22 protein-coding genes are annotated in these 26,832 nt (G+C 63.5%); 7 read left to right on the plus strand and 15 right to left on the minus strand.

Annotated features, from left to right (window positions below; all coding sequences use genetic code 11):
- Window positions 1-30: 30 nt before the first annotated feature.
- Window positions 31-7,002, minus strand: a complete 6,972-nt coding sequence (locus tag RTH46_RS06785) for a neuraminidase-like domain-containing protein (RefSeq protein ID WP_316905291.1) — start codon at window positions 7,000-7,002, stop codon at window positions 31-33.
- Window positions 7,003-7,517: 515 nt separating this feature from the next.
- Between RTH46_RS06785 and RTH46_RS06790 the strand changes: the two genes are divergently transcribed.
- A complete protein-coding gene (locus tag RTH46_RS06790) occupies window positions 7,518-7,817 on the plus strand; it encodes a hypothetical protein (RefSeq protein ID WP_316905292.1) in 300 nt (99 codons plus the stop codon).
- A gap of 85 nt (window positions 7,818-7,902) precedes the next feature.
- Here the strand turns inward: RTH46_RS06790 and cycA are convergent, their stop codons facing one another.
- The 13 genes from cycA to cbiE form a co-directional block, all read right to left on the minus strand.
- On the minus strand, window positions 7,903-9,318 hold the full coding sequence (gene cycA / locus RTH46_RS06795; RefSeq protein WP_316905293.1) for a D-serine/D-alanine/glycine transporter: 1,416 nt from the start codon (window positions 9,316-9,318) through the stop codon (window positions 7,903-7,905).
- 229 nt (window positions 9,319-9,547) lie between these two features.
- The gene (locus RTH46_RS06800; RefSeq protein ID WP_316905294.1) at window positions 9,548-10,912 is read right to left on the minus strand and encodes a PepSY domain-containing protein; all 1,365 of its coding nucleotides are present in this window, start codon (window positions 10,910-10,912) and stop codon (window positions 9,548-9,550) included.
- A 58-nt stretch (window positions 10,913-10,970) separates the two neighbouring features.
- Window positions 10,971-13,037: a TonB-dependent copper receptor gene (locus RTH46_RS06805; protein WP_316905295.1), complete on the minus strand. Its 2,067-nt coding sequence runs from the start codon at window positions 13,035-13,037 to the stop codon at window positions 10,971-10,973.
- A gap of 69 nt (window positions 13,038-13,106) precedes the next feature.
- Complete coding sequence (locus tag RTH46_RS06810; RefSeq protein ID WP_316905296.1) at window positions 13,107-13,538, minus strand: DUF2946 domain-containing protein; 432 nt, start codon at window positions 13,536-13,538, stop codon at window positions 13,107-13,109.
- Between the two features lie 20 nt (window positions 13,539-13,558).
- A complete protein-coding gene (locus RTH46_RS06815) occupies window positions 13,559-14,044 on the minus strand; it encodes a copper chaperone PCu(A)C (protein WP_316905297.1) in 486 nt (161 codons plus the stop codon).
- A 48-nt stretch (window positions 14,045-14,092) separates the two neighbouring features.
- Entirely contained in the window at window positions 14,093-14,482 is a 390-nt protein-coding gene (locus RTH46_RS06820; protein WP_316905298.1) for a DUF2946 domain-containing protein, read from the minus strand.
- A 247-nt stretch (window positions 14,483-14,729) separates the two neighbouring features.
- Window positions 14,730-15,584 (minus strand): SPFH domain-containing protein, encoded by an 855-nt coding sequence (locus RTH46_RS06825; RefSeq protein WP_153785766.1) that lies wholly within the window; start codon window positions 15,582-15,584, stop codon window positions 14,730-14,732.
- A gap of 27 nt (window positions 15,585-15,611) precedes the next feature.
- Window positions 15,612-16,049, minus strand: coding sequence for an NfeD family protein (locus RTH46_RS06830; RefSeq protein WP_316905299.1), 438 nt, complete (start codon window positions 16,047-16,049; stop codon window positions 15,612-15,614).
- Window positions 16,050-16,128: 79 nt separating this feature from the next.
- Window positions 16,129-16,539: a type II toxin-antitoxin system tRNA(fMet)-specific endonuclease VapC gene (gene vapC / locus RTH46_RS06835; protein WP_279846727.1), complete on the minus strand. Its 411-nt coding sequence runs from the start codon at window positions 16,537-16,539 to the stop codon at window positions 16,129-16,131.
- Window positions 16,539-16,769 carry a type II toxin-antitoxin system VapB family antitoxin gene (vapB, locus tag RTH46_RS06840; RefSeq protein WP_194790278.1) on the minus strand — a complete coding sequence of 77 codons (231 nt, stop codon included), beginning with the start codon at window positions 16,767-16,769 and terminating at the stop codon, window positions 16,539-16,541. Before vapB ends, vapC begins: the two co-directional genes overlap by 1 nt.
- Window positions 16,770-16,854: 85 nt before the next feature.
- The gene (locus tag RTH46_RS06845; protein WP_316905300.1) at window positions 16,855-17,583 is read right to left on the minus strand and encodes a cobalt-precorrin-6A reductase; all 729 of its coding nucleotides are present in this window, start codon (window positions 17,581-17,583) and stop codon (window positions 16,855-16,857) included.
- The gene (locus tag RTH46_RS06850; protein WP_316905301.1) at window positions 17,580-18,674 is read right to left on the minus strand and encodes a cobalt-precorrin-5B (C(1))-methyltransferase; all 1,095 of its coding nucleotides are present in this window, start codon (window positions 18,672-18,674) and stop codon (window positions 17,580-17,582) included. The genes RTH46_RS06845 and RTH46_RS06850 overlap by 4 nt, the downstream gene beginning before the upstream one ends.
- Window positions 18,667-19,878 (minus strand): precorrin-6y C5,15-methyltransferase (decarboxylating) subunit CbiE, encoded by a 1,212-nt coding sequence (gene cbiE, locus RTH46_RS06855; RefSeq protein ID WP_316905302.1) that lies wholly within the window; start codon window positions 19,876-19,878, stop codon window positions 18,667-18,669. Before cbiE ends, RTH46_RS06850 begins: the two co-directional genes overlap by 8 nt.
- A gap of 241 nt (window positions 19,879-20,119) precedes the next feature.
- Between cbiE and cobG the strand changes: the two genes are divergently transcribed.
- The 6 genes from cobG to RTH46_RS06885 all read left to right on the plus strand — a co-directional run bounded on the left by cobG (window position 20,120) and on the right by RTH46_RS06885 (window position 25,977).
- Window positions 20,120-21,442, plus strand: a complete 1,323-nt coding sequence (cobG, locus tag RTH46_RS06860) for a precorrin-3B synthase (RefSeq protein ID WP_153785771.1) — start codon at window positions 20,120-20,122, stop codon at window positions 21,440-21,442.
- Window positions 21,435-22,061, plus strand: coding sequence for a precorrin-8X methylmutase (locus tag RTH46_RS06865; protein WP_153785772.1), 627 nt, complete (start codon window positions 21,435-21,437; stop codon window positions 22,059-22,061). Before cobG ends, RTH46_RS06865 begins: the two co-directional genes overlap by 8 nt.
- Complete coding sequence (locus RTH46_RS06870; protein WP_153785773.1) at window positions 22,058-22,792, plus strand: precorrin-2 C(20)-methyltransferase; 735 nt, start codon at window positions 22,058-22,060, stop codon at window positions 22,790-22,792. Before RTH46_RS06865 ends, RTH46_RS06870 begins: the two co-directional genes overlap by 4 nt.
- Window positions 22,789-24,480, plus strand: coding sequence for a precorrin-3B C(17)-methyltransferase (cobJ, locus tag RTH46_RS06875; protein ID WP_316905303.1), 1,692 nt, complete (start codon window positions 22,789-22,791; stop codon window positions 24,478-24,480). Before RTH46_RS06870 ends, cobJ begins: the two co-directional genes overlap by 4 nt.
- Before the next feature lie 99 nt (window positions 24,481-24,579).
- A complete protein-coding gene (locus tag RTH46_RS06880; RefSeq protein WP_153785775.1) occupies window positions 24,580-25,266 on the plus strand; it encodes a hypothetical protein in 687 nt (228 codons plus the stop codon).
- A gap of 87 nt (window positions 25,267-25,353) precedes the next feature.
- The gene (locus RTH46_RS06885; protein ID WP_153785776.1) at window positions 25,354-25,977 is read left to right on the plus strand and encodes a hypothetical protein; all 624 of its coding nucleotides are present in this window, start codon (window positions 25,354-25,356) and stop codon (window positions 25,975-25,977) included.
- A 6-nt stretch (window positions 25,978-25,983) separates the two neighbouring features.
- Here RTH46_RS06885 and RTH46_RS06890 read toward each other — a convergent pair whose 3' ends face one another.
- A complete protein-coding gene (locus RTH46_RS06890) occupies window positions 25,984-26,580 on the minus strand; it encodes a MarC family protein (protein WP_125860584.1) in 597 nt (198 codons plus the stop codon).
- Window positions 26,581-26,832 lie beyond the last annotated feature (252 nt).

Genomic DNA, 26,832 nt, shown 5'->3' on the forward strand with positions numbered 1-26,832 from the left:
TGGAGGGCTGCGATGTACCTGTGGGCTGCGTTACTCGGATTTTTTCGGCTTGCACAGTGACCTGGCATATGCGCTGAAATGGATATCGCCCGCCTTGGCGGTATAGACCATGTTCAACCTGATATCGGCGATCACCGAAGGGTCCGCCAGCAGTTGCTCGCTGCCGAGAATCTCCAGCGTCCATTCTGAAATGGCGCCCGTGCCTTCGAACGGCAGGTAACGGCCGTCGTGGAACATCAGTTCGTAGACCCAGGTGCCGGGGTCATAACCCAACCCATCCTCGGCAACCGTCGATGACAGGGCGATCTGTTGGTTCACGCTTGGGTTGCGCAACACGCGCTTGGGGTCCTTGCCCGCTTCCTCGAGCCTTTGCTGCTCGTCCTCCGATCTGCCGGCCGGGGCTGGATACAGCGATCTGGCGGCGTCCTTGTCGGCCTCGAGCAAGGTCGTACTGCCCGTCTGGGTCAGGGTTGCGCAGAGTTCGTCCAGGTTTGCATCGGCCTTGAGCACGAGGGTCACCGATACGTACTTGAGCTGGCGCAGATAGTGGCCCGGGTAGCTCCTGTCGAAATCGGCCGCCATGAACGCAAAACTATGAATGATCGATACAGCGGGATCGGTCGGCTTCTTGAACACTGTGGTCCATGCTGTTTCGCCCAACCGATCCTTCAGGCTGAACGATTTCTTGATGGTCAACCGACGTTCGTTGTTCAGCAGGTATTCATTTTCCATCTGCTGCAGGTTCACCAGCAGGGACTCGCCCACCAGCATGCCCTTGTAGTTGTCGCGCCAGGCCGTGGTATCGATGAAGCTGGAGCGCCGATAGTCGCCAATCTCGTAGCGCCAGGCGGCTTCCACCGCCAGGCACAAAGAGCGCACGGCATCGTAGGCCGCACCGTAGAGATGCTCCTGGCGGGCCACCAGCCAGTTGTAGACGGGGATGATGGTGAAGCCGGTGGTCATGGACACGTAGGCTTCCTTCAGATTGACCCGATCCTGTTCACATTGGGCCAGGGCAATTGTGCTGGCATTGAGTTCGATGTTGGTTTCGTCGAGCTGTTGGTCCAGGATCTTGAGGTCCCATTCGACCTGGCTTTTTTCGAATGCCCATTCGGCGGCGCGGCGGTTGTAGGCGGCCTGTTGCAGAAGTTCATCAGAAGCGCACTTGAGTGTGTCTGAATAGATTTCCGTTACTTTGGCAGCCCTTGCCAGCATGGCATCAGCCTTGTTGCCGCCCACCGCCATTCCGTAAATAGTCGGCACGGCAACACCCACCGCAGCGGCGGCATGTTGGAATAGCGCACCTGACAGCCTTGCCGAATGTGACATCCAGGTGAGCGCTGTTGCTGATTCTTCCTCTGAAGAGCGACCCACATCAATCAGCCCGGAGATGTAGTTCTTCTGCACAGCAGCTTTGTTACGGCTGAGCAGAAGCGCTTTCTTCTTGGCCTGGACTCCGCTGATGGCCTCTTTCTGGATACGGATGGCGAAATCGACCATCTTGATGTCCTGCGCCTTGAGCTGAACGGAAAGGCTGGTGTTGAACTCGTCTTCCATAAGCTTCATGTAGTGCCGACCGAAGTCGGACAGCTGCTGGGCTGCGGCCTTTGCGATGGGTAACAGCTGGCGGAACCTATAGTGGGGAACAGCCAATTGGCCGTCGCGGTATGGTAGAGGCAGGTTGCTTACGCCGCCCAGCGAATTGCCGAATGCCTCCAGGCTTTCGCTGCTCCAGTCCAGGGGCGGCAATAGCTTGCCATCGAGGGTGAGCCCATGGCGCAGGTTGAACAGGCGACTCTGGAGCGTCTTGTCCAGGTCGAGCACCCGGCGGTTGAGCGGCCTGCGGAAAGCGTTCGAACCGAGTGCGCCCAAGGTGGTGACTGCCCAGCGTGATGCGTTGTGCCCCTGGGGTAACGGGCCGAGCAGCTTGAGGGCTTGCTGGTAGCACAACCAGGCTTGGTTGAGTGCGCTGAGCGTGAGCTGGCGGTAGTAATGGTCGCCCTGCGCGAGCCAGTTTTCCAGGAAGGCGAGGTAGATGGCTTGCTGATAATGACGGGCAAGTACGAAGACGCGACTGATGGGGTCTACATCCTTGCTCAGCGTCGAGCTCAAGGTGCCCACCTCCGACAGGGGGCGAGTGCACCACGGTGCAGGGCGCCCTTCTTCGTCGGGCTCGGTTCGGTAGGGGTTGAACAAGTAATGTAGGTACCAGTCTTCCGCTTCTTCGAATTGTTGTTGCTCGGTCAGGCGCATGGCAATCATCGCCGGCACGTGCAGAAATAATTCGCGGAAGTAAAGAGCGTTGGCGCCATGGAAGTCCATATTCACCTGGTTCGCTGCATTGTCCAGATCAGGCTCTTGAAGTATCTGGGTATCCCAGGCCAGCACGCGGTTTACACCTTGGGTTGCGCGTGCGACCAGACTCTTGCCGAAAAGGGTATTGAGTCGAATTTTTCGTGGGATAAGAGTAGGCTGGAGGCTCGCTGTCTTGGTCAGATCCAGATATTGGGTCTGAGCACTGTTGTTGGCGAGTGAAACATTCCAAAGTTCTTCGGCTCCGCATGGCTCAACAAAAAAGATGAAGCGTATACCGCTTTCCTCACCAACGTGCGATATTGAAAGTTCAAACGTGTAGCGGGTATTTTGAGTGTAGTTGAAGCTGAATTCGTGTATGCAATCGGTTAGTTTTTGTTTTTGCTCTCTGGTGAGGCCTGAGTAATATGGGGTGGCAGTGTTTTTATCGAGGGAGGGGTTGTATTCATGTATTATTTTTTCATCTTGAAGTATTGAAAAGCCGAGCAAGTATTTTTGTTCTGGGACTCGTTCTAATCCGCTGAGTGCGACTTTCGCAATTAGTGTGTTGTCAAGCTCAGGGTCTGGTGTTAGTTCTACATTGAATTTTGGAATGAGATCTTGGTCCGAGGGGGGTGTATATTGATAAGAAGTGGAGTTGCTTCCCGCGTAATTCACTTTCAAAGGGTTGCCGTCATACGGGTGCTGAAAAATAAGGCTGTTTTTGTAGTGCCCTAGTAAGCCCTTGATCATTGATTGTGAGTAAGTGTCGTCAACTGGCTTGCTGTCTACAAGCAGCAGGTCGCGAACTTCAATGAAAAAATCAGTACCTTTAACTGATTCGGTTTTTTCTGCGTTGTCGCTGTCGTACAGTAAAGCGACCAACCAGGGGTCTTTTTGACGAGCCCTTTCAATATTAACCACGACAATTAAGCCGGGTTTGAAGTCCATCCCTTTCGCATAACTCTTAGGGTTCCAATTCCCTTGCTTGTCAAAGCCATCCAGACGCATCAGCTCATTACCTGTACTCCATGTACCATTACATTGCTGAAACGCATATTGCACAGAGAACTTTCGCTTTTTGGCCAAGGTTTTGTTTGCACTCTCTCCGTCAGGCAAGTCAGTACTGCTACGTTCCACCCAGAAGATGTAGCGACGCCCGGCTATGACCACCGGGCGTATGACGTCGCTGTTGTCTGTACCTTTTGCAATTTCGTCCGTCGCCGCTAGCCCGACTTTCTCCCATTCGCTCCACGCCAGGGGGCTCAGCCGTTCCTGATCGTCGCGCAGGGCCATGTCGAGGGTTCGCCAGTAGTACTCGTAAGGCGTGGTATTGGTCTTGGCGAGCAGGTGATAGGTACCGTTCTTGGGATCGTGGCTATCCAGATAGCCACTGATCACTTGCAGGTTGCTGACCCGCTCGAACTTGGCCAGGTAGTTGAAAATGGCCGTTTGCAACAATGTGGTATCCATCTTGCCCTGGTTGAGTTCGACCTCGAGTTCTTGAAATGCCACGCTCTTGTTGGGCCGGTTGGCGTAGTAGATGAGGTTGGCGGGGTGGTTACGCTGTTCCCTGTCGCGCTTCCATGTACCGTACAGCCCAAGCTTGCTTTGCCACTGCACCTGGCTGTCCCCTGATGGCGAGGTTTGGCCATACCCCGGCTCCAGGCGTGCATACAGCCGTGAAAGGTAAAGTTGCAGGCTGCCGATGGCCTGGTTGAGCAGTGTTGTGCTGACCGCGCTGCTGACGCTGATATCGCACAGGCAATAGGTCGACAGGTCGTCCAGGGAGGTGAAGAAGGAGGCCTCGGTGGTCGCTGTGCCAGTGGGCCAGTATGCGATGAGGTAACCGGCAAGGGCATCGCGCCAGTGTTCGCGTGTATGCTTGTCGACGCATTCACGCAGCCCGTCATCGGCACCCGCCAGTAGCAGTTGGCTGATGCTTTCGTATTCAAGGTAGGGTGCCGTTTCGTCCAGCTCGGCAAGGCCCAGTAATGACGAACATGCCAAGCCGGTTCGGGTGCAGAGTGTTTTCAGGCGCAGGATGAAGTCGATATCGCTGATCGTGCAGGGCACGCAAGGGATGCCCACCTCACGTTTGACCGTATGAGGGCGTTCAGTCAGCGCCTCAAGGGTAAGTGGGAAATAGGCATACCTGTTCGTGTCTCGGTATTTCTTCCACTCTTCTTCCCATAGTGTCGGATCGTAGGCTTCCTGGTGTTGCGCCTGGGTGAGTAACACAGGCCCTGGGTGTTTTTTTAGAAAGTCGACAAATTTGTCCAGCATGCTTTGAAAGTGCTGGGTATAAGCGTAGGCGCCGGCTTTGCGGACGACGAAATCCCTGAATGAGAGCTTGATGCCTACCTGGTTATATTTGCTGCGTTCTTGCTCGGACAGTGTTTCCAGAAAGTCATCGAACGTTGGCCTGGTATCCTCGACTGACGCTAAGGCTTGTACACAAGGGCAGGCGTCTTTGACTTCGTCTTCGCTCCAGTCAATCAAAGCGGCCAGTGCCTTGGCCGCCCCGGCCACTTTCGCCTCGGTGGTATTGGCGCGGTGCCTTGCCAGGTAATCGATGGCATCACGTTCATCTGCCCCCGTCTTCCTGCACAGCTCAATCCATTCGCAGAAGCGACTGAGCTGATAGCACAGATCCAGGCTCATGTTTTCGAGTGGCGGCGCCTCAAGATCGAACCATTCCGGATGGTCAACGAGTGCCTGGAGGGCACCAGGGCTCAGCCGCAGCAATGTGCTCAACGCGCAGCGGCGCTCGAGCTTGAACCAAAGTTGGGTCGCCGTATGCTTTTCTTCAGGCTGGCTGTTGGTGTCGGTGAGGGTCCGGGCGGCCTCCAGAACGGCCTTCGCCGATGTGCCTGACCAACGCAGAAGCGGCGCGGCATGCTGGGTGGTAAGCCCAGTCCCCCCAGGCTGAGCGCCAAAGACACTGATCAATAGTTGAGCTGCCAGTTCTTGCTGCTGGGTTTCCGTGGTCCAGTGCAGAAGCGCTTCCTCGATGGCGGAATACCGCTCTTTGAGGGTGTCCAGCAACTTGCGCTCCAGTGCCACTTGCGTGGTAGGGACAGGGGCCAGCGCTTCCAGTAACACACTCGGAACGATCTGCTGCTTACGCAACCACTGATCGAGGTTGCTCAAAGCGATCAGCGTATCCAGTACATCCGTGGCTGCGGAGTCGTCGATTACGGGCGTGCCGGCCAGTTGGGCCATCACGTCGCAGCCTGTGGTTGCCAGCAATGCAGCCAAGGCAGCGGCCTCCCGGGGGGAGCGCTTGAACAGGCGATGCAGGCGGCTGAGGCGAAATAAAGAGGACAGCAGCGGCAGTGACACAGTGAACGTATTCAGCCCCAGGGCCTGCCTGGCTTGTGCCAGATAAGCCAGGGTTGTCTGTTCGTCCGCGCCCACTGCCTTGGCCAAAGCGGGTAGCACTTTGAGCTGTCCGTCCGCGCCATCGTCCGGGTCGAATGCTCGGCCGTCGAGTATCAGCGTGTCGAGTGTGTCGGGTCGGCCTGCACCGAGTCCATCGAGCACTCGGTCCAGCATGGGGAGGCGATCACCTACGGCATACGGGCAGACCTCGCATACCAAGGCGCTGAACTGTTCTGCGCTGATTCCATAGGCGTCCTGCTGGTAGCGGAACACGCCTAGGGCACGCAGGGTAGTGGGTGTCAGGTGCCAGTTGCTGGCCATTCCTTCGGCACGCAGAATCGACATCAGCAACAGGTCTACATCGGCGAAGGGCAGCCCGAGTTCCCTTTGCAGGTGAATCATCTGGTACATGCGCGACAAACAGTCGTAATCGATCATGTCGAACTGCGCTTTGATGCCGGCCTCGGCCATTGCATCCTTGATCGTCAGGCGCGTCGTTCTTCGCGCATTGATGTAAGCCGCACCGTTGTGGAATTTGCTGATGGCCGGATCGCGTGCGGGTCGGTAGGCGCGGGCATTGTGCACGAGGGTGTTGGCGGCTTGCGCATTGTCATCGACCCCAGACACTGCAAGCATCTCCAGCACCTGCTCGAAGCTCAGGCCGGTCCGCTGGCAGAAGGTTTCGACGTCCATGAGTGCGGCTTTCGCAGTTTTGGCGTCGAGATTTTCCATGCCATACCATTTGCGCCACTGGTCGCCGGTGCTGCGCAGTGCTTTTTCTTCCAACAGCAGTGCCTGCAGCGCCGGACTAAAACCGCTGGCGTTGCGCATGGTCTGGCGCAGCTCATCGGTTCGCAGGTTCTGGTAGCAGAAACCGGGGTAGCTGTAAGTGGCTTGCTGCAGCAGTTCGAAGTACGGGATTTTCCTGTACTTGAGCAGTGCCTTGATCTGCTCGTGGGCATAGTGGAACGGCAGGTTGGCATGCTGACCGGCGCTCGCCAGCACCTCGGGCAGATAAGCCGTGGCGCCTGCGCGTGCCTGGGCATTGCGCGCGAGGGTGTGGATGGCCAGGGCCAATGCGCTGACCGGTTGCTCCAACTGCGCGGGGTCGAGCGGCAGTTCGGCTATGTCAGGGCGGCGTTGCGCCAATAACTGGCGGGCGCTGGAGGTGCTGGCCTGCTCCAGTTCCAGGGCTTGCTGGTACAGCGCATGCAGGTAGGCGATGGGCCCAGTGTTCGACTCGGGCGCATCGGGGTCACAAGGATCGGCCAGTTGTTCCGGGAACAGTTTGGCGTAGGTGTGGGCGTTGGCGGATTGTTCGCTCATACGGATGTGCTCCCAGACGAGAAAGCGTCATTGGAAAGACGCGTCGGCCAGGAATCATTTGATGGCGGGTCTGGAGGGCTGGGCAACTGACAAAAATGCCAGGTCGGCGCTGGCTTGGAAGCTGCAGGCCAGGTGCGGCGGGGGATGCAGCGCGGTCGAACATTTTGACACACCATTGATACTTGAGTACCGTGCCGCACCGCAGTAGTTTCTGCGGTTCGGGATTGGCGTCCCGTTGTCAGAATCGGACACATCGCTCTTGCGATAGCGTGTCCTGCATGGTTGCACCCGTTATGGGCGGAGCTGTGTGTGGGAGCCTTCGGGCTCACCGGAACTTCTGACCGGCAACGCCAACCCGCACGGCTCCGTCCACCCACATTGGCGTGTGGGCACGGAGAAACACTTCAGAAGGCTGCAAGGAGTAGCACCATGCTCAAGAAGATCGTTCCAGATCCACCAATCGCGCCTGTCGCTGGCGCACCTCTCATCGATACCCGAGACCGAGAGGTGCACCCATGAACCCGGAATCGCGGGTCAATCCCGCCATTTGCAAACCCCGCCCCGTTACCGCCTGCTCACAGTTCGGCACCTGCAATCACGCCCACGACCCGATGCTTTCGGTGCATGCCGGGGTGGATAGCGAGGATGCGCTGGTGTGTGTCGTGGCGGCGTTGAAGGCGGCGTATGAGACCAATGCCACCGCGCTGGAGAAGGCGGGGGAGCCGTTGCGCAGTTTGCTGACGGCTACGGAGAATTCGCTGGAGAAGGGGTTGGCGCTGGCTGGGGCGGTGCTTGAAGGGTTGGAGCAAGGCTAGCGGGCCCCATCGCGGGTCAAGCCCGCTCCCACGCCTGCCTGTGAGGTCGGCGTGGGAGCGGGCTTGCCCCGCGATGGGTTCAGGATCAGTTGTTAGACGCTTCACGCACCGCATTACGCGGCTGACGCTTGCTACGCACAAACTGATAAGTCACCGCCAACAGCACGAACCAGATCGGCGTCACCACCAGCGCCTGGCGGGTGTCGTCACGCAGGCTCAGCAGCACCAGGATGCCGGCGAAGAACGCCAGGCACACGTAGCACATGAAGCGCCCGCCGGGCATCTTGTAGCTCGATGCTTCGTGCAGCGCCGCACGGTTTTTCCGGTAGCTCAGGTACGACAGCAGGATCAGCGTCCAGACGAACATGAACAGCACCGCCGACACCGTGGTCACCAGAGTGAACGCCTCGACCACGTCGGGCACCAGGTAGATCAGCACCGCGCCCAGCAGCAGGCAGGCGCAGGAGAAGTACAGGCCGTTGGCCGGCACCGCGCGGCGCGACAGTTTCTCGAAGGCCTTGGGCGCATCGCCTTCCTGGGCCAGGCCGAACAGCATGCGGCTGGTGGAGAACACCCCGCTGTTGGCCGACGAGGCCGCCGATGTGAGCACCACGAAGTTGATGATGCTCGCCGCCGCCGGCAGGCCGGCCAGCATGAACAGCTCGACGAACGGGCTCTTGCCCGGTACCACGTCGCGCCATGGCGTGACCGCCATGATCGCCACCAGTGCCAACACGTAGAACACGATGATGCGGATCGGGATCGAGTTGATCGCCCGGGGCAGGGTGCGCTCGGGGTTCTTGGCTTCAGCGGCAGTGGTGCCCACCAGCTCGATGCCGACGAAGGCGAACACGGCAATCTGGAAGCCGGCGAAGAAGCCCATCAGGCCGTGGGGGAACATGCCGCCGTCGTTCCACAGGTTGGCCAGGCTCGCGGTGTCGCCGCCCGGCGACTGGAAGCCGGTGATGACCATGTACAGGCCGGTGACCACCAGGCCGAGGATGGCGACGATCTTGATCAGGGCGAACCAGAACTCCATTTCGCCGAACAGCTTCACCGTCACCAGGTTCAGCGACAGCAACAGCGCCACGCAGCTGAGCGCGGGGATCCACTGCGGCAGGTCGGGGAACCAGAACTGGGTATAGGCGGCGATCGCCACCACATCGGCGATGCCGGTGACCACCCAGCAGAACCAGTAGGTCCAACCGGTGAAGTAGCCGGCCCAGGGGCCGAGCAGGTCGGCGGAGAAGTCGATGAACGATTTGTAGTTGAGGTTCGACAGCAGCAGCTCGCCCATGGCGCGCATGACGAAGAACAGCATGAAGCCGATGATCATGTAGACGAAGATGATCGACGGGCCGGCCAGGCTGATGGTCTTGCCTGAGCCCATGAACAGGCCGGTGCCGATGGCGCCGCCGATGGCGATGAGCTGGATGTGGCGGTTGGTCAGGTTGCGTTGCAGGTGCTGGTCTTCAGCGGGGGTGGAGGAGGTCCGGGTCATAGGCTGCATTCCATTGAGGGTCAGTCTTCTTGTCAGAGGTAGCCGGGTAGGCTAACACGCCCGTTCCAGATGCGGGCGCGACAGATCGACACGATGTTGGCGGTGCAGCGCGCTACTCGACATGACGGGAATCAATGGTTGTTGGTGCCGGCCTCATCGCGGGGCAAGCCCGCTCCCACGCCGTGGATCGTGCTCGGCGTGGGAGCGGGCTTGCCCCGCGATTGCGATATCAGGCCCTAACCATGACCCGGCGCCTCACCACCAGGCTATCCACCACCCACATCACCACCATCGACACCCCCACCAGCGGGAACGCCACGCCCAGCACCAGCATCACCCCCACGGCAGTCTTCCAGCGCGGCAGGTCATGGCGCAGCGGCGGCACGCCAAGGCCAGTGGCGGGCTTGCGCTTCCACCACATCATCAACCCGCTCACCGACCCCAGCAGGATCATCAGGCACACCAGCAGGATGATGATCTGGTTCAACGGCCCGAACATCTTGCCTTCATGCAGCATCACCCCAAGCTCGGTGGCGCGGGCTACCGGGCTGTAGTCCTGCCAGCGCACATCGGCCAGCACCTTGCCGGTGTACTGATCGACATGCAGGGTGGCGTCGTTGCGCGGGTCGTCAGCGAACACGGCGATGGTGAACACACCGTCGGCAGTGGTTGGCAAGGTGATGCTGTAGCCCGGCGCAACCTGGCGCAGGGTGGCGACGTTCTCGACCTGCTGCAGGCTGACCTGCGGCGCGGCGGGCTCCTGGTCGGCCATGTGATGGCCGGCGTGCTCGGCATGCGCGCCGGACACCGGCATCGGGGTGTTTTCCAGCGCCCAGGGCACGGTCTGGCGGTGGGCGTTGTTCAGCTCACCGGCCTGCTTGTCCGACTTCGGCACGTCGTTCCACATGGCCGCCGGGAAGCGGTTCCACAGGTCGGCGTACTGCTTGCCCCACATCCCGGTCCAGGTCATGCCGCTGATCAGCATCAGCAGCAACAGGGCCGAACCCCAGAAGCCGGTAACGGCATGCAGGTCGCGCCACAGCACCCGGCCGCGCGCGCTCAAGCGTGGCCACAGCACTCCGGCGCTGTTGCGCCCGCGTGGCCACCACAAATACAGGCCGGACACCACCAGCACGATGCCCCAGCCGGCCGCCAGTTCCACCAGTCGGTCACCGACCGTGCCGACCATCAGCTCGCCATGCAGGGCGCGGGCGATGGCTTGCAGGTTCTGCTTGCCGTCCTGATCGCCCAGCACCTTGCCGCTGTACGGGTCGACGAACACATTGAGCTCGCGCCCGCCGTCGTGCACCACGAACTGCGCGCTGCGCTCGGCGTCCAGCGGTGGCAGGTACTGGCCCACGTGCCCCTGTGGATAAGCCTGGCGCACGTTGGCCAGCAGGGTGTCGGCGTCCTGGCGCTGGTGGCCGGCCTCGACCACCATCAAGTCGCGGTACATCAGCGGGTCGAGCTGTGGCTTGAACAGGTAGATGATCCCGGTGATCGCCAGCAGGATCATGAATGGCGCGACGAACAGCCCGGCATAGAAATGCCAGCGCCAGGCCAGGTTGTAGAACGATACGTTTGGTTTGCTCATGGGAGCCTCCCGTAGACCTGAGTTGGGCGCGGTCAGGCCCCGCGCCCGTTTGTTGTTGTCAGAAGCTGAAGTCGACCTTGGTCCAGAAGGTCCTGCCTGGCTCGTTCACTGGCTCCGTCGAGTTCGCCGGATAGCCGAACCCGGCGTTCCCTGCCAGGTTCAGGTGCTCGGCGTAGGCTTTGTCGAACAGGTTGTCGACGCCCGCGCTGAGCTTGAGGTTGTTGTTGATCTTGTAGGCGCCGTTAAGCGAGAACACGCCGAAGCCGGCGCTCTTGCCATAGTCCTTGCCCACCACGTTGCCCTGGTTCTGGGCGATGCGGTTCTGCTCGTCCACCAGCCGCCACAGCGTGCCGACGCTCCAGGCGTCACGGCTGTAGGTCAGGCCCAGGCGGCTTTCCAGCGGTGGCATCTGCGGCAGCGCCTTGCCGTCGCTGCTGTTCTTGCCCCAGGCATAGGCCAGGGTGGCGTCGGCCTTCCAGTTTTCAGTGAGCTTGTAGGCCGCGCCCAGTTCGCCGCCCATGATGCGGGCGTCGATGTTCTGTGCCTGGGAGGTGTAGCCACCCATCATGTTGCGGCGGTAGTCGAACAGGATGTAGTCGCGCACCTGGCCGACGTAGCCCGAGGCCCAGGCCTCCAGGCGTTCGCCCTGATACTGGATGCCGAAGTCGAGCTGGGTGGTCTTCTCCGGCTTGATGCCGTCGAAGGCGTTCGCCGAGCCGGCCGGGGCCAGCTTGGGCGAGAACAGCTCCCAATAGTCGGGGAAGCGCTGGGCATGGCCGAGGCCGATGTAGGTGGTGGCCGGGATCGCCGCCAGGTCGTGCTCGTAGCGCACGAAGCCGCTGGGCAGCGTGTCGGCGCGGGTGTCGCCTTCGGTGGCGCTGCCTTTGCGGAAGTCGCGGGCCGAGGCGCGGTCCAGGCGGGCGCCGGTGATCAGGCGGTCCTCGCCTGTGGCGTACCAGGTCAGTTCGCCGAAGGCGCCGTAGTTGTGGAAGTCGGCGTCCTTGGTCCAGGGTTGGCCCTTGTGCGCGTCGATGCCCATGCCGCCGCGCTGGCGGTGCTCGTTGGTCTGTGCGTCGATGCCGCTGATCAGCTGCACGTCGGCCCAGCGCCAGGTGGCCTTGATCCGTGCGCCCATAGTGCGGCGGTCGACGTTGCTGACCATGGGCATGCCCATCATGCCGGTGCCTGACGGGGTGCGCAGGCTGTAGTTGTCCATCACGTGGTCGGCGTAGTTGTAGTAGACCTGCGCCTCGACCTTGTCGAGCACCTCGCCGAGGTTGGACTTTTCAAAGCGCAGGCCCAGGCTTTCGCGCTTGAACTGCGAGCCGTCCATGCCACGCCCGGCGGAGCGGGCCTCGCCGTCGCCCTTGCCGGCGGTCAGTTCCAGCAGGGTGTCGGCGTCCGGGGTCCAGCCGACGGTGGCATCACCGTTCCACTTGTCCCAGCGCGAGGGCACGGTGTCGCCGTTGCCGTCCTCGAAGTCGTCCGAGTGCGACTGGTTGCCGACGAAGCGCACATAGCCGAGCTGGTTGCCGGCGGCAGCGTCGAGCACCTTGTCGAAGCGGCCGTTGGAGCCGACCAGCACGCTGCCGTTGACCCGGCTGCCAAGCTCGCCGAACTTTTCCGGTTCACGCTCGAAGAGGATGGTCCCGGCGGAACCGCCGGGGCCCCAGATCACGCTTTGCGGGCCCTTGATCACGGTGAGGCGGTCGTAGGTTTCCGGCGAGATGTACGACGTCGGCGCATCCATGCGGCCGGGGCAGGCGCCGAGCATCATGCCGCCGTTGGTGAGGATGTTCAGGCGCGAGCCGAACATGCCCCGCAGTACCGGGTCGCCGTTGGTACCGCCGGCGCGGATCACCGAGAACCCGGGGATGGTCTTGAGGTAGTCGGCGCCGTCGCTGGCCGGCACCGGCTGGCGTGGGTCCTTGGGGTTGGTGACCACGGTCAGCGGCGAGCTGGGGGCGATGGCGGTGATCACCGTCGGGCTCAGCTCGGCAGTGTCGTGGGTGTGGCCTTCGTGGCCGGTTTCGGCGGCCACGGCCAGCGGTGCGAGCAGTGAGCCGCACAGCAGGGCGATGGTCCCGCGCAGGGAAAGGGCAAAAACAGGGGTACAGCCGGACATAGTGATTCCAGTCGATCAGTCGTGAGTCAGCGCGAAGCCTCCTGGCTTCGGGCGTTTATCGTGTTGTGTTCAAACGACGATCGAACGGGGCGGCGCGCGGCTGCGCGCGCCGGGGAATACAGCCTGCCGGGCATGGCCCTGGCGCGTGGCGACGGGGAGGTGGACGGGGGGGAGCACGCTGCCCGCCGTAAGCGGGCTGAGTGTCTGGGGCAGGGCGGGGCAGTTGAACAGCAGGCTGCAGTAGCCGCACTTTTCCCACATCACATGCAGTTGGCCATCGTTGCCGTGGCCCGGGTGATGATCGTGGCCATGCTCCATGGGCATGGTCATCGACATGTCCATCGGCATGGACATGCCGGCGTGGTGCTCCATCGGCATCGACTGGGAAACCAGTGGGCCGATAAAGATCATCCACATGGCGAACAGGCTCAGCCAGCCGCCACCGACGCGCCTGCGATCAGGGCGGGTGCTGCGGGTCGAGCTGTTGCGCGGCTGGCTCATGGCGAGCGCCTGTCAGCTGATCAGTGTGCGTGTTCGTGCGCCGCGGGCTGGTCGGCCGGGGGCTGCTTCTGCACGGCGACGTCGACGGTGACGTCACCGGCTTTTTCGAAGTGCAGGGTCAGCGGGAAGCGCTTGCCGTCCGTGAGCAGGCTGCGGTCCTTGGGCTGCATGATCATCACGTGGTAGGCGCTGGGAGCGAACAGCACATCCTTGCCGGCCGGCACCACGACGCTTTGCACATGCTGCATCTTCATGGCACCGGCGGCGCTCATCACGTGTTCGTGCAGCTGGGCGTCATCGGTGATGGGGCTTTTCACCGAGAGCAGGCGGTCATCGGCCTTGCCGTTGTTGTGCACGACGAAGTAGGCCGCCACGTTGGGCGCGTTCGGCGGCAGTTCCAGCGACCAGGGGTGGGCGATGTGCAGGTCGCCTACTGTGTATTCATGGGCATTGGCATAGGCGCCAGGCAGCAGCAGGGCGGCCAGGACGAGGGCTTGCTTGAGCATGGGTGAGTCTCCGGTCTGTTCAGGTTCTGATGGACAGCTTAGTGAGCATCAGGCCAGCGGAGAGGCACGGGGATTGAGCGCGGGCCATAACTGGCGCGGCGTGGGCTGGTAGTCGGCGAGGTGCGGGATGTGCCCGGTCAGCAGCAACGGCGGGTTGTGCAGTTGTGGCGGGTAGCCGGGCAAGGCCAGCAAGGGCGCGGCGCCCGAGCAGCACCAGCAGTTCATCATGCTGGCGCTGTCATCGCTTTGCGGGCCGAGATCGATCTTGGCCAGGGCCTGTACATCGACTTTGGCCTTGTTCGCCATGCTCGAACAGAAAGCCCCCCACAGCAGCTGTTCGGCCGGGCCCTTGGGCGCGGCAGAGGACAGCGGCATGGCCAGCAGGTTGAACAGCACTGCAAGGCAGGCTATCCAGGTGATGTGCCGACGTGGGGGCATGGAGAGATCCGGTCAGGAATCGTGGTGGCTATTGTACGGCGGAGTATAGGTAAAAATGCCGGGGTGCGGTGAAGTGCCGCACCTGGGGCAGGGCTCCTCGCGTCAAGGGCGCAACTTCGTGGGAGCGGGCTTGCCCCGCGATGGGGCCGGGCCTGGAAACGAGGTTGCCTGGGCGGGCCTCATCGCGGGGCAAGCCCGCTCCCACGAATCCGCACCCACAATGGTCGTACCCCCAGGGCTGGGGGGCTCAGGCTTTACCGCGCCCCATCAAACCGCGCACGGTCTCTTGCAGGTCGGCAGGCAGCACCACGACTTTCGAATTGTCGCTGCTCGCCAGGTTCTCCATCGCGCCGATGTAGCGCTCACCCAGCAGGTACATGGCCGGCACCGTCTCGCTGCCCACCGCGTCCTTCACCAGGGTGATCGCCCGTGCCGACGCTTCGGCCAGGTTGACCTGGGCTTCGGCATCCAGCTTGGCCGCCTGCAAGCGCGCCTCGGCTTCCAGAATGGCGGCCTGCTTGTTGCCTTCGGCGCGGGTCACGTCGGCTTTACGCTCACGCTCGGCGGCGGCCTGGCGCTCCATGGCGGTTTGCATGCTCGGCGATGGCTTGATGTCCTGGATCTCTACCGAGCGCACGGTCACGCCCCAGTCTTCGGTCTGCTCGGACATCGCCTCACGCAGGCGCGCCTTGATCTGCTCGCGGCTGGACAGCGCTTCGTCCAGGTCCATGGCGCCGACGATGGCACGCAGCGAAGTCATGGTCAGGCTGGTGACGGCGAACGAGAAGTTCTGCACACCGTAGGACGCTTTCTGTGGGTCCACGACCTTGGCGAAGCACAGGGCGTTGGCGACGATCACCGCGTTGTCCTTGGTGATGATCTCCTGCTGCTGCACGTCGAGGATGATGTCCTTGGTCGGCAGGCGGTAGGCAACCACGTCCATGTACGGGATGACGATGTTCAGGCCGGGCTTGAGGGTGCTGTGGTAGCGGCCCAGGCGCTCGACGATCCATTCCTCGCCCTGGGGCACGATGCGCACCCCCTTGAACACGGTGATCAGGACGAATGCGGCGAGGGTGGCGACGACGATGAGGCTGGTCATGTTTGCGAACTTCCTTTTAGTACTGATTCAAGCCCGGGTGACCCGGGCGGTATTGCCTTCGATGGCGGCCAGGCGCACGCGCTCGCCGGCGGGGATGTCGCTGTCGGCGACGCAGGTCCATTCCTCGTTGCCGAGGATCGGCTTCTGGAAGCGCACGCGGCCTTTCTGGAACTGCGAGACGCTGGCGGTCAGCAGGCCGACCTCGCCGATCACGCTGTCGGCGGTCCAGCGTACGTCTGCTTTCTTGCGGCGGAACACCTTGAACCAGAGCACGGTGGTGATGGACGAGAACACTACCCACAGCAGCCCTTGCATATCCAGTTGCAGGCTGGGGGCGAGCAGGGCGATGAGCGATACCAGCACGGCGCCGATGCCGAACCAGAGAATGAAGAAGGTGGGGAGCACCAGTTCCAGCAGGATCAGGGCCGCGCCGAAGACGAGCCAGATCCACCATTGCATTTCCATATGGGTGGAGCCTTCCAGTAGAGGGGGGGGTAAGTTTACGGCAAAGTCAGGATACGGGGCCATCGAATGGCCATGGGCGTCAGTTGCAACTAGAAAGCCAGTCTTCCACACGCAGACCGGGGACACGCTGGAACTCACGAAGGTTGTTGGACACCAGGACCAGGCCACGCGCCCGGGCGTGGCCGGCGATCATCTGGTCATAAGGGCCGATGGGTGTGCCGGCCTTGGCCAGCTCTGCGCGCAACTGGGCGGTGTGAGCTGCAGCGAGGGTGTCGTAGTCGAGTACTTCGAGCCGGGCCGTGAAGCCTTCGACTACAGCAAGATTGCGCTGCGGGGCAGCTGACTTTTCTGCTCCGTAGACAAGCTCCATCAGTGTCACGGTACTGATAGCCAATTGACCGTAATGGCGATTGAACGCCTCACGCACGACTTGCGGTTTGTTCTTGATGGTGAAAATGCAGATGTTGGTATCGAGCATGTACCTGAGCATCAGAATCCTTCACGCTCCTGGTCGGCGGGTTGCTCCCGGCTGGCCATGTAATCCGCGGTCACGTCATCGCCTTCGAACCAGTTGTCCCAGGCTTCGCCTGCCGGCGAAATGATGCGTGAGCGCCCTACCGCGACGATGTCTACACGGGTGACGTCTTCTGGAAGGGCGAGTGCTTTAGGCATGCGGATGGCCTGGCTGCGGTTGCTTTTGAAGACTGCACCTTGCTCCATGATGTGCCTCCTTGAAAGCGCAAATGTATGACAGGAGTTTATGCAAAGCCGTGTATATGTCAACGGGATATACGTTTGTGGTTGCTCAGCTGCAGTGACGTTCCAGTGCTGCCAGCAACAGCTTCACGTCTGAGAATTCCAGATCGACGAAGGGTAATATCGGCCGCTTGAGCACCAGCACTGGCACCCCCCGTTCGCGTGCGACTTCCAGCTTCGGTTCAGTCGCCGTACTACCACTGTTCTTGCTCACCAGCACATCGATCTGCCGGCGTTCGAACAGCGCGCGCTCATCGTCGATACGGAACGGCCCACGCGCACCGATCACTTCGCAGCGCTCATTACCTGGGCATGCGTCTAGGGCACGAAGGGTCCAGAACTGGTGCGGAGGAATCTCGTCCAGGTGTTGCAACGGCTCGCGACCGAGGGTGAACAGCGGTCGCTGGAACGGCGCCAGTGCCTCGACCAACTCATCCCAGCCCTCGACCTCGCGCCAGTCGTCCCCCGGTTGCGCCTGCCAGGCCGGGCGCCTGAGCGCCCAGCAGGGAATGCCGGCCATGGCTGCGGCTTGTGCGGCGTTTTGGCTGATCTGCGCGGCATAGGGATGAGTGGCATCAACCAGCAGCTCGATACCTTCCTCACGCAGATAGCGCGCCAGCCCCTCGGCGCCGCCGTAGCCGCCAACCCGCACCTGGCAGGCCAAGTCCTGGGGCACGCGGCCGATGCCTGCCAGGCTATAGACATGCTGCGGCCCGAGTGTACGGGCAATGGCCAGGGCCTCGGTAACCCCGCCCAGCAGCAGGATGCGCCCGTTCATAGCACACCCGCCTTGCCGACGATGCCGCCCTGGCGGTCAATGGCGAACACCTCCACCTGCACCTGGGCCGGCACCACGCTGCGGGCGAAGGCCAGCGCATGGCGGCAGACTTCGTCGCCCAGGGCGATACCGGCGGCGTGGGCCAGGGCCAGGGCCTGTTGACTGGTGTTGGCGCCGATGATCGCTGCTTGCAGCGGCGCATCGGCGCCAATGTCGGCGGCCCAGCCGGCCAGCTGTGGAAGGTCGATGCTCGAATGGCGGCTGTGCAGGTCCATGTGCCCGGCGGCCAGCTTGCTGATCTTGCCAAAGCCGCCGCACAGGCTCAGGCGCGGCACCGGCACCTTGCGCAGGTGCTTGAGCACGGCGCCGACGAAGTCGCCCATCTCGATCAGGGCGATTTCCGGCAGGCCATACACCCGGCGCATGGTGTCTTCGCTGGCATTGCCGGTGCAGGCGGCGATGTGGGTGTAGCCGTTGGTGTGGGCAACATCGATGCCTTGGTGGATCGAGGCGATATAGGCCGCGCAGGAGAACGGCCGGACGATGCCGCTGGTGCCGAGGATCGACAGCCCGCCGAGGATACCCAGGCGCGGGTTCATGGTCTTCAGGGCCAGGGCTTCACCGTCGCGGACGTTGACCGTGACTTCGAAACCACCGGCGTAGGCGCATTCGTTTGCCAACTGCTGCAAGTGCTCGCTGATCATCCGCCGGGGCACCGGGTTGATCGCAGGCTCGCCAACACCCAGTACCAGGCCCGGACGAGTCACGGTACCCACGCCTTGCCCGGCGACAAAGCGGATGCCGGGTTCGGCCAGCAGGCGCACCTGGCTGTAGAGCAGCGCGCCATGGGTGACATCCGGGTCATCGCCGGCATCCTTGAGGGTGCCGGCTTCGGCGCCCTCTGCAGTGGCGCGGCAGAACTCCAGGCGCATCTCTACCACCTTGCCCTTGGGCAGGGTGATGTGCACCGCGTCGCTATGCTGGCCGGTAAGCAGCAGGCGCGCCGCCGCCAGGCTGGTGGCGGTGGCGCAGCTGCCGGTAGTCAGGCCGCTGCGCAGGGGCGCGGGTTGTTCACGGGTTTCTTCACGCATCGCGAGGCTTGACCACCTCGAGCAGGGTGATCGGTAGCGCCTGGCGCCAGGTGTCGAAGCTGCCCAACGGCTGGGTGTGGGCGATATGGATGCGGGTCAGTTCGCCGCCATGCTGCTCGCGGAACTGCGCCAGGGCCACTTCGCTCTGCAAGGTCACGGCATTGGCCACCAGCCGCCCGCCAGGGCGCAGGCGCTCCCAGCACAGCGCCAGCACGCCTTCGCGGGTGACGCCGCCGCCGATGAATATCGCATCGGGGCGCTCCAGGTCATCAAGCGCCTGCGGGGCCTTGCCGCGAATCAGCTGCAGGCCGGGCACGCCCAGGGCATCGCGGTTATGTTCGATGAAGCCCTGGCGGCCTTCGTCGGCTTCGATGGCCAGGGTCCGGCAGCTGGGGTGGGCTCGCATCCACTCGATGCCGATCGAGCCGCTGCCAGCGCCCACGTCCCACAGCAGCTCGCCCGGTTGTGGTGCCAGGCGGGCCAGGGTGATGGCACGCACATCGCGCTTGGTCAGCTGGCCGTCATGACGGAAGGCGCTGTCCGGCAGGCCGGCCACGCGAGGCAGGCGCGGGGTATCAGGCGAAGCCTGGCATTCGATGGCGATCAGATTCAGCGCGGCGATATCGGCGTGCGGCCAGTCTTCGGCCGTGCCGCTCAGTTGGCGCTCCAGTGGCCCGCCGAGGTGTTCGAACACCTGGAGACGGCTGGGGCCAAAGCCACGTTCGCACAGTTGTGCGGCGATGGCGGCCGGGCTGTGCTGGTCGTTGCTCAGCACCAGCAGGCGCAGGCCGCTGAACAGGTGGGCATTGAGCGTGGCCAGCGGGCGGGCGACCACCGAGACCACCTGCACGTCCTGCAACGGCCAGCCCAGGCGGGCGGCGGCGAGGGCGCAGGAGGAGGGCATCGGCAGCACCTGCATCTCGCTGGCGGGCAACTGGCGCGCCAGGCTGGCGCCGACGCCGTAGAACATCGGGTCGCCGCTGGCCAGCACGCACACCGGCTGGCCGCGCAGGGCCAGCAGCGGCTCCAGCGAAAACGGGCTGGGCCAGTGGATCTGCTCGGCGCTCGCGCAGTGGGGCAGCAGGGCCAGCTGGCGCGGGCTGCCGACGATGTGCGTGGCCGCCAGCAGGGCGCGTCGGGCCTGCTTGCCCAGGCCGCTGAAGCCGTCTTCGCCGATGCCTATTACTGTGAGCCAGGGGGCCATGTGTTTCGTTCCGCCAATGTTGGAGCCGCTTCGCGCCTCTTCGCGGGTAAACCCGCTCCCACAGGTACAGCACCGCCAACAGGGGCAGCGTGATTCTGTGGGAGCGGGTTTACCCGCGAAGAAGGCGACGCGGTTCAGAATTTCTACTCAATCGCAGTAGATGCTCGACCACCGGCTTTTCATGCCGCCGGACAAAGCAGGCATAATACCGCGCCTTCTACACTGAAGCGCACCTTCACGATTGCCGGATGCCCCTTTGAAGCAGGCCCAGCCCCCCAACATTACGCCTCGTCCCTCGGCCTGCCCGGGGTTGTGGCGCGTCGTCGCTGCGCGCGATGGCGGCATCTGCCGGATCAAGCTGCCCGGCGGCCTGCTGCTGGCTGACCAGGCCGAGGCCGTGGCCGACGCCGCCGAGCGCTTCGCTGGCGGCGTGATCGAGGCGACCAACCGCGCCAATCTGCAGATCCGTGGCATCGGCAACGACCACCGCGGGCTGGTCGAATGCCTGCTGGCGGCGGGCCTGGGGCCGCGCGAGGCGGCCGGCGACGATGTGCGCAACCTGATGCTCAGCCCGCTGGCGGGGCTCGACCCGAGCATGCTGCTCGATACCCGGCCGTTGGCCGGGCAGATCCTCGACCTGCTTGAAGGCACGCCACGCTTCCATGAGCTGTCGGCCAAGTTCGCCGTGCAACTCGATGGCGGTGAAGGGCTGGCGATGCTCGAACACCCCCATGACCTGTGGCTGTCCGCCGCGCAGTTCGAGCAGCGCACCTGGCTGATGTTCGGCCTGGCCGGCTGCCCGGCCGACCAGCCAGTGGGCGCGGTGCCGGTGGAGCAGGGGTTGGCGCTGGTCAGGGCGGTGCTTGCGCGCTTTCTCGACCTGGCCACGCCCGAGCAGTCGCGCATGCGTCAGTTGTTGGCGACCTGCAGCGTCGAGCAGTTCATCGACGGGCTGGCCATCCGCCGCGACGATGCCGTGTTGAACTGGCGGCGTGCCAAGGCACCGGGCGCCTGGCTGGGCGTGTTGGCGCAAGGTCAAGGTGTGGCCCTCGGTGTGGCCCCGCCGTTGGGCCGCCTGACCCCGGCCATGCTGCGTGGCGCTGCGCACATCGCCCGGCAGTGGGGTGACGGCAGCTTGCGCCTGAGCCCCTGGCAGAGCCTGGTGCTGACGTCGGTCGCCCAGGAATCCATCGGCCAGGCCCGCGATCAGCTCGCGGCGCTGGGCCTGCTCTGCGCCCCGGACCAGCCGCTGGCCCGTGTCGCCGCCTGCACCGGCTCCAGCGGCTGTGCCAAGGCCCTGGCCGACACTAAGGCCGACGCCGTTACCCTGGCCGCCCGGCTGCAGCATGGCGCCCCCGCCAGCGTGCACCTGTCCGCCTGCCCCCGTTCCTGCGCCGTGGCCCATGTCGCCCCGGCCACCTTGCTGGCCTGCGCCCCGGGCCGCTACGACCTTTACCTGCGCGATGCGCGCCTGCCGGGTTTCGGCCGGCTGCGCGCCGCCAACCTCACCCCAGAAGAAGCAGGCGCCATGCTCGACCTGCCGACGGAGCACCTTGATGATTGACTACATCCGCGATGGTCAGGAGATCTATCGCAATTCTTTCCGCATCATCCGCGAGGAGGCCCGGCTCGAGCGCATTCCCGCCGACCTGGAGAAGCTCGCCGTGCGCGTGATCCATGCCTGCGGCATGGTCGAGGCCATTGACGGCCTGCAGTTCTCCGAGGGTGCCGGCACCGCCGGGCGTGAAGCCCTGGCCAAGGGCGCGCCGATCCTGTGTGACGCACACATGGTCGCCGAAGGCATCACCCGCGCGCGCCTGCCGGCGAACAACCCGGTGATCTGCACCCTGCGCGACCCCAGCGTGCCGGACCTGGCCAAGGCCGAAGGCAATACCCGCTCTGCGGTGGCCCTGGAGCTGTGGCGCCCGCACCTGGAAGGCAGCGTGGTGGTGATCGGCAACGCGCCGACCGCGTTGTTCTACCTGCTGGAAATGATCGATGCCGGAGCACCCAAGCCTGCGCTGATCCTTGGCTTCCCGGTCGGCTTTGTCGGTGCAGCCGAGTCCAAGGCCATGCTCGCCGCCGACAGCCGCGGCGTGCCCTTCGTGATCATGCAGGGCCGCCTGGGCGGCAGCGCCATGGCCGCCGCAGCGGTCAATGCCCTCGCCACGGAGGTGGAATGATGCAGGCACGCGGACGACTGCTGGGCCTGGGCGTGGGCCCGGGCGACCCTGAACTGATCACGGTCAAGGCCCTGCGCCTGCTGCGTGAAGCGCCGGTGGTGGCGTACTTCGTGGCCAAGGGCAAGCGTGGCAACGCCTTCGGCATCATCGAGGCGCACCTGCAGGCCGAGCAGACCCTGCTGCCGCTGGTGTACCCGGTGACCACCGAAGCGCTGCCGGCGCCGCTGTCCTACGAGCAGGTGATCAGCGACTTCTACGACGAAGCCAGCGTGCAGGTGGCCGAACACCTCGACGCCGGCCGCGATGTGGCGGTGATCTGCGAGGGCGACCCGTTCTTCTACGGCTCCTACATGTACCTGCATGACCGCCTGGCGTCGCGCTACGAGGCCCAGGTGATCCCAGGTGTCTGCTCGATGCTCGGGGGGGCCTCGGTGCTGGGCGCGCCGCTGGTGTATCGCAATCAGACCCTGACCGTGCTCTCCGGCGTGCTGCCTGCCGACGAGCTCAAGCGTCGCCTGGCCGATGCCGATGCGGCGGTGATCATGAAGCTGGGGCGCAACTTCCCCAAGGTTCGCCAGGCGCTCACCGAACTGGGTATGGATGGCCGCGCGCTGTACGTCGAGCGTGCGACCATGGCCAACCAGAAGATCGTGCCGCTGGATGAAGTCGACCCACAGTCTTCGCCGTACTTCTCGCTGATCATCGTGCCGGGTGAAAAATGGCAGGGATGAACAACGTACCGGCCATCGTCATTCTCGGCCCCGGCAGCCTGGCGACCGCGCAGCGCATCCAGCAACGTTATCCACAGGCCGTGATCCATGGCCTGCAAGGGCGCGTGGAGGGGGCCGACCGTTACTACAGCGCATTCGGCGACACCCTGCGGGCCCTGTATCGGCAGGACACCCCGATCATCGCCCTGTGCGCGGCCGGTATCGTGATTCGCACCCTGGCGCCGCTGCTCGACGAGAAAGGCAGCGAGCCGCCGGTGCTGGCCGTGGCCGAGGACGGCAGCGCCGTGGTGCCGTTGCTCGGTGGGCTGGGCGGGGTCAATGTGATGGCCCGGGCAATCGCCGAGGCACTGGGCGTGAATGCCGCGATCACCACCAGCGGTGAGCTGCGCTTCGGCACCTGCCTGCTCAACCCGCCAGAGGGCTATGCCTTGGCGGACCTGGAGCAGGGCAAGCGCTTTGTCAGCGACCTGCTGGCCGGGGAAACGCTGCGCATCGAAGGCGATGCACCCTGGCTCGAGCATGCCCAACTGCCGGTCAGCGACAACGCCCAGCGCATCCTCCATGTGGGCAGTGCTGCGCGACCGGCCAACCGCGATGAGCTGGTGATCCATGCCCGTTGCGTGGTGGTGGCGGTTGCAGCTGGTGGCGCCGACCTGGCCCGGCAAGTGCGTGAAGCCTTGCAGGCGGCAGGTATCGCCGAAGCGGCGCTGGCCTGTTTGCTGGCAAGCGAAGCCGACATGGCCGCGCCGGCCTTGCAGGAGGCTGCGCAAACCCTGAACGTTGCCCTGCGCTTCGCCCCTGCTGCCAGCAGCCCTGAGCAGATGCTGGCCGATACGTTGGGGCAGGCTCGGGTCGAAACCCATGCCGGGTTGGCTGTGGCGATTGCCGCAAAGCCGATCGACAGCGCGCAACTGGGTCGCCGTCGTGGCCGCCTGGCCGTGATCGGCCTGGGCCCTGGCGCCGCCGAGTTGATGGTGCCGGCGGTCAAGGCCGAACTGGCGCGCGCCCAGGATGTACTGGGCTATGAAACCTACGTGCGCATGGCCGGCCCGTTCCGCGACGACCAGGTGCTGCACTGCACCGACAACCGCGAAGAGATGCAGCGTGCCCGCCATGCGTTCGAACTGGCGGCGCAAGGGCGCTCGGTGGTGGTGGTGTCGTCGGGCGACCCGGGCGTGTTCGCCATGGCCGCTGCGGTGCTCGAAGCGCTGCACGAATCCACCGACCCGGCCTGGCAGCGGGTCGACCTTGAGATCCTGCCGGGCGTTTCCGCCTCCCTGGCCACCGCCGCACAAGCCGGGGCACCGCTGGGCCACGACTTCTGCGTGATGTCGCTGTCGGACAACCTCAAGCCGTGGTCGATCATCGAGAAACGCCTCGACCTCGCGGCCCAGGCCGACCTGGTGCTGGCGTTCTACAACCCGATCTCCAAGTCGCGGCCGCATCAGCTGGGCCATGCACTGGAAGTGGTGCGCCGCCATCGCCAGGCGCATACGCCGGTAGTGCTGGGGCGCGACATCGGGCGCCCGGGGCAGACCCTCAGGACGGTCACGCTGGGCGAGCTGGTGCCCGAGATGGTCGACATGCGCACCATGGTGCTGGTCGGCTCCTCGACCACCTGCACCTTCCCCCGTGCCGACGGCAGCCAGTGGGTCTACACGCCGCGCTGGTACCCCGCGAAAGCCTGACCTGCGAGGAAGGCTGGCCTGCTGAACGGCACATTCTCACCTGCATAGTCTTCGAGTCTCACCCGGCATCCGCCGGGTTCTGACTCAAGGATATGCATGATGAGCAAAAACCTGATCTCCGATACCCACTCCGCTGCCATCGTCGAGCAGTCGCTGGTGGCCTTCGCTGCCGGTATGAGCCTGCAGAATCGTACCGATGTCATGAATTCGTATCAGTTTGCCTCGCTGGTGGCTTCCAGGCTTTATGACAGCGAGAACCAGAGCGAGGCCTGGTACAAGCAGAACCTGAAAGTGATGGAGGACCTGGGCTGGCTGACGGTGCGTCGTACCTACGAGCGCGAACACTCCGACTCGCAGTCCCTCACGCTGGGCGCCGTCGCCTTCAAGGCCATGCGCGTTGTTGGTCAGGCCGCGTTCGGTGGGCCGGTGTCCGAGGCCATCGGCAAATTGGCCGAGGCTGCCCTTGAAGGCCTGGGGCAAGTGACCGAAGCCCAGGACATCTTCAAGCACAACTTCAGGGAGAAGCTGGTCGGGACCATTGGCCTGGCGGCTTGCCTTGAAAACGAAGAGGGGCAACTGATGATGGTGCAGACCGCGGTCAGCACCAAGGGTATGAGCCGCGACCTGGATACCGTGGCCTTCGAATGGAAAAACACCGACACCTACCACTACTCGGGCACTGCGTTGCTCACCTTCAACAATGATCACTACGCCCGCGTGCGCGAGCATGTGGAGCAGCGCTTGGGTGAACGTCGTTTCGAGAACGTGCTGCAATACGATTTCTGATCCATGAACCTTGGTCGCCGTCCGCTGTGGTGGTGGCCAGGCCTGCCCGGTAGACCAAGGCCGGGCGCTGACAAGGGGGCATGCATCATGGACAAGCACAGAGCGGCGGTGGCGGGCAGCAGCCTGGTCGCATTCTTGCCTGGCGTTACCGCCGCGCAGCGTAGCGCGGTGCAGCTGGCGGCGTTGATGGCCGAGCGCGTGACGCGCACCGACCATGACCAAGGGTTGGTGACCGACTGGTTCAGCCATTACCGCAGACAGCTGCAGTATTACGGATGGGACGCCTTGTCGGCCGAGCAGGAGCACTGGCCTGGGCTCGAGCGCCCCGGCATCGTCAATGCTGCGCTGCGACGGATTGAAGCCACGGCTGGCGAGCATTACTCGACTGCGCTGGGGCTGGCGATGACGGGGTTGGCCGAGAGCGAATGGGCGTTGCTCAACTTCGAGCAACGTACCCGGGAACGCGGGGTTTTCCAGCTGTTGCCGTGTGCACCCAGCAAGCCGGGATATGTGGATCTGGTGCTCTACCGCGAACACTGCGAACGCGACATGCTCAACACCGGTTTTTTGCTTCGCAGTCGTGAAGCGACGCGGGTGCAGGCTGAACTGGTGCGCTTCAATACGCGTTTGTTCGACCAGTCGTATCGCAGCTTGGTGGAACAACGCCTGGAAAAGATCGTCCGGCAGCAGATCCTGTCCTTCGAGATCTGAGGCGCGTTACGGCACCATGTAGCCCTTGATCCCGGTGAAGATGATCTGCGCCGCCAGGGCGCAGACGAACAGGCCCATCAGCCGGCTGACGATTTGCAGGCCCTGGTCGCCGAGCAGGCGTTCAATGCGGTGCGAGAGGTACAGCACCAGGCCGACGGTGAAGCTGGCCAGGGCAATACTGACGATAGCCAGCAGCTTGTCGTCCCAATGCGGCTGGCCCACCCCCATCACCAACAGCGCACCGATGGTGCCCGGGCCGACGGTCAGCGGGATGGTCAGCGGCACGATGGTTACGTCCTGCTGCACGTTGTCGGTCTGGATCGCCGACTTGCCCTGGGCCATGGCCAGCGCCGAGATGAACAGCACCGAACCCGCGCCGATACGGAAGGCGTCGGCGGTGATGCCGAACACGCCGAAGATCACTCGCCCGAACAGGTACAAGAGCACGCTGGCGATGAGCGTGGCGATGGCCACGCGCCAGGCCAGCTGCTTGCGCTCCTTGCTGGAGTGGCCACGGGTCAGGCTGATGAAGCACGACAGCACGAAGAACGGGCTGTAGAGCACGAGCATTTTCAGGTAGACGCTGAACAACTCATGGAGCATGGGGGAGGGTCCGCGGCGGGAGTGGGTGCGGGCAAGTGTATCAGCAGGTTTGACGGTTGTTGGGGCCGCTTCGCGCCCCTATCGCCGGCAAGCCGGCTCCCACAGGGTGGACTGCCCCCAAGAAGTTGGACACCAATCCAACCCTTGGGGGATTTATGGGCAAGTACACCGAGCGCTTCAAGCTCATAGCCATCAGCGCCTACCTAGAAGGCAACAATGGCTTCAGGAAGGTAGCGCAGCATTTTGGTATCG

The organism is Pseudomonas sp. zfem004 (assembly GCF_032621715.1).
Classification (GTDB): domain Bacteria; phylum Pseudomonadota; class Gammaproteobacteria; order Pseudomonadales; family Pseudomonadaceae; genus Aquipseudomonas; species Aquipseudomonas sichuanensis.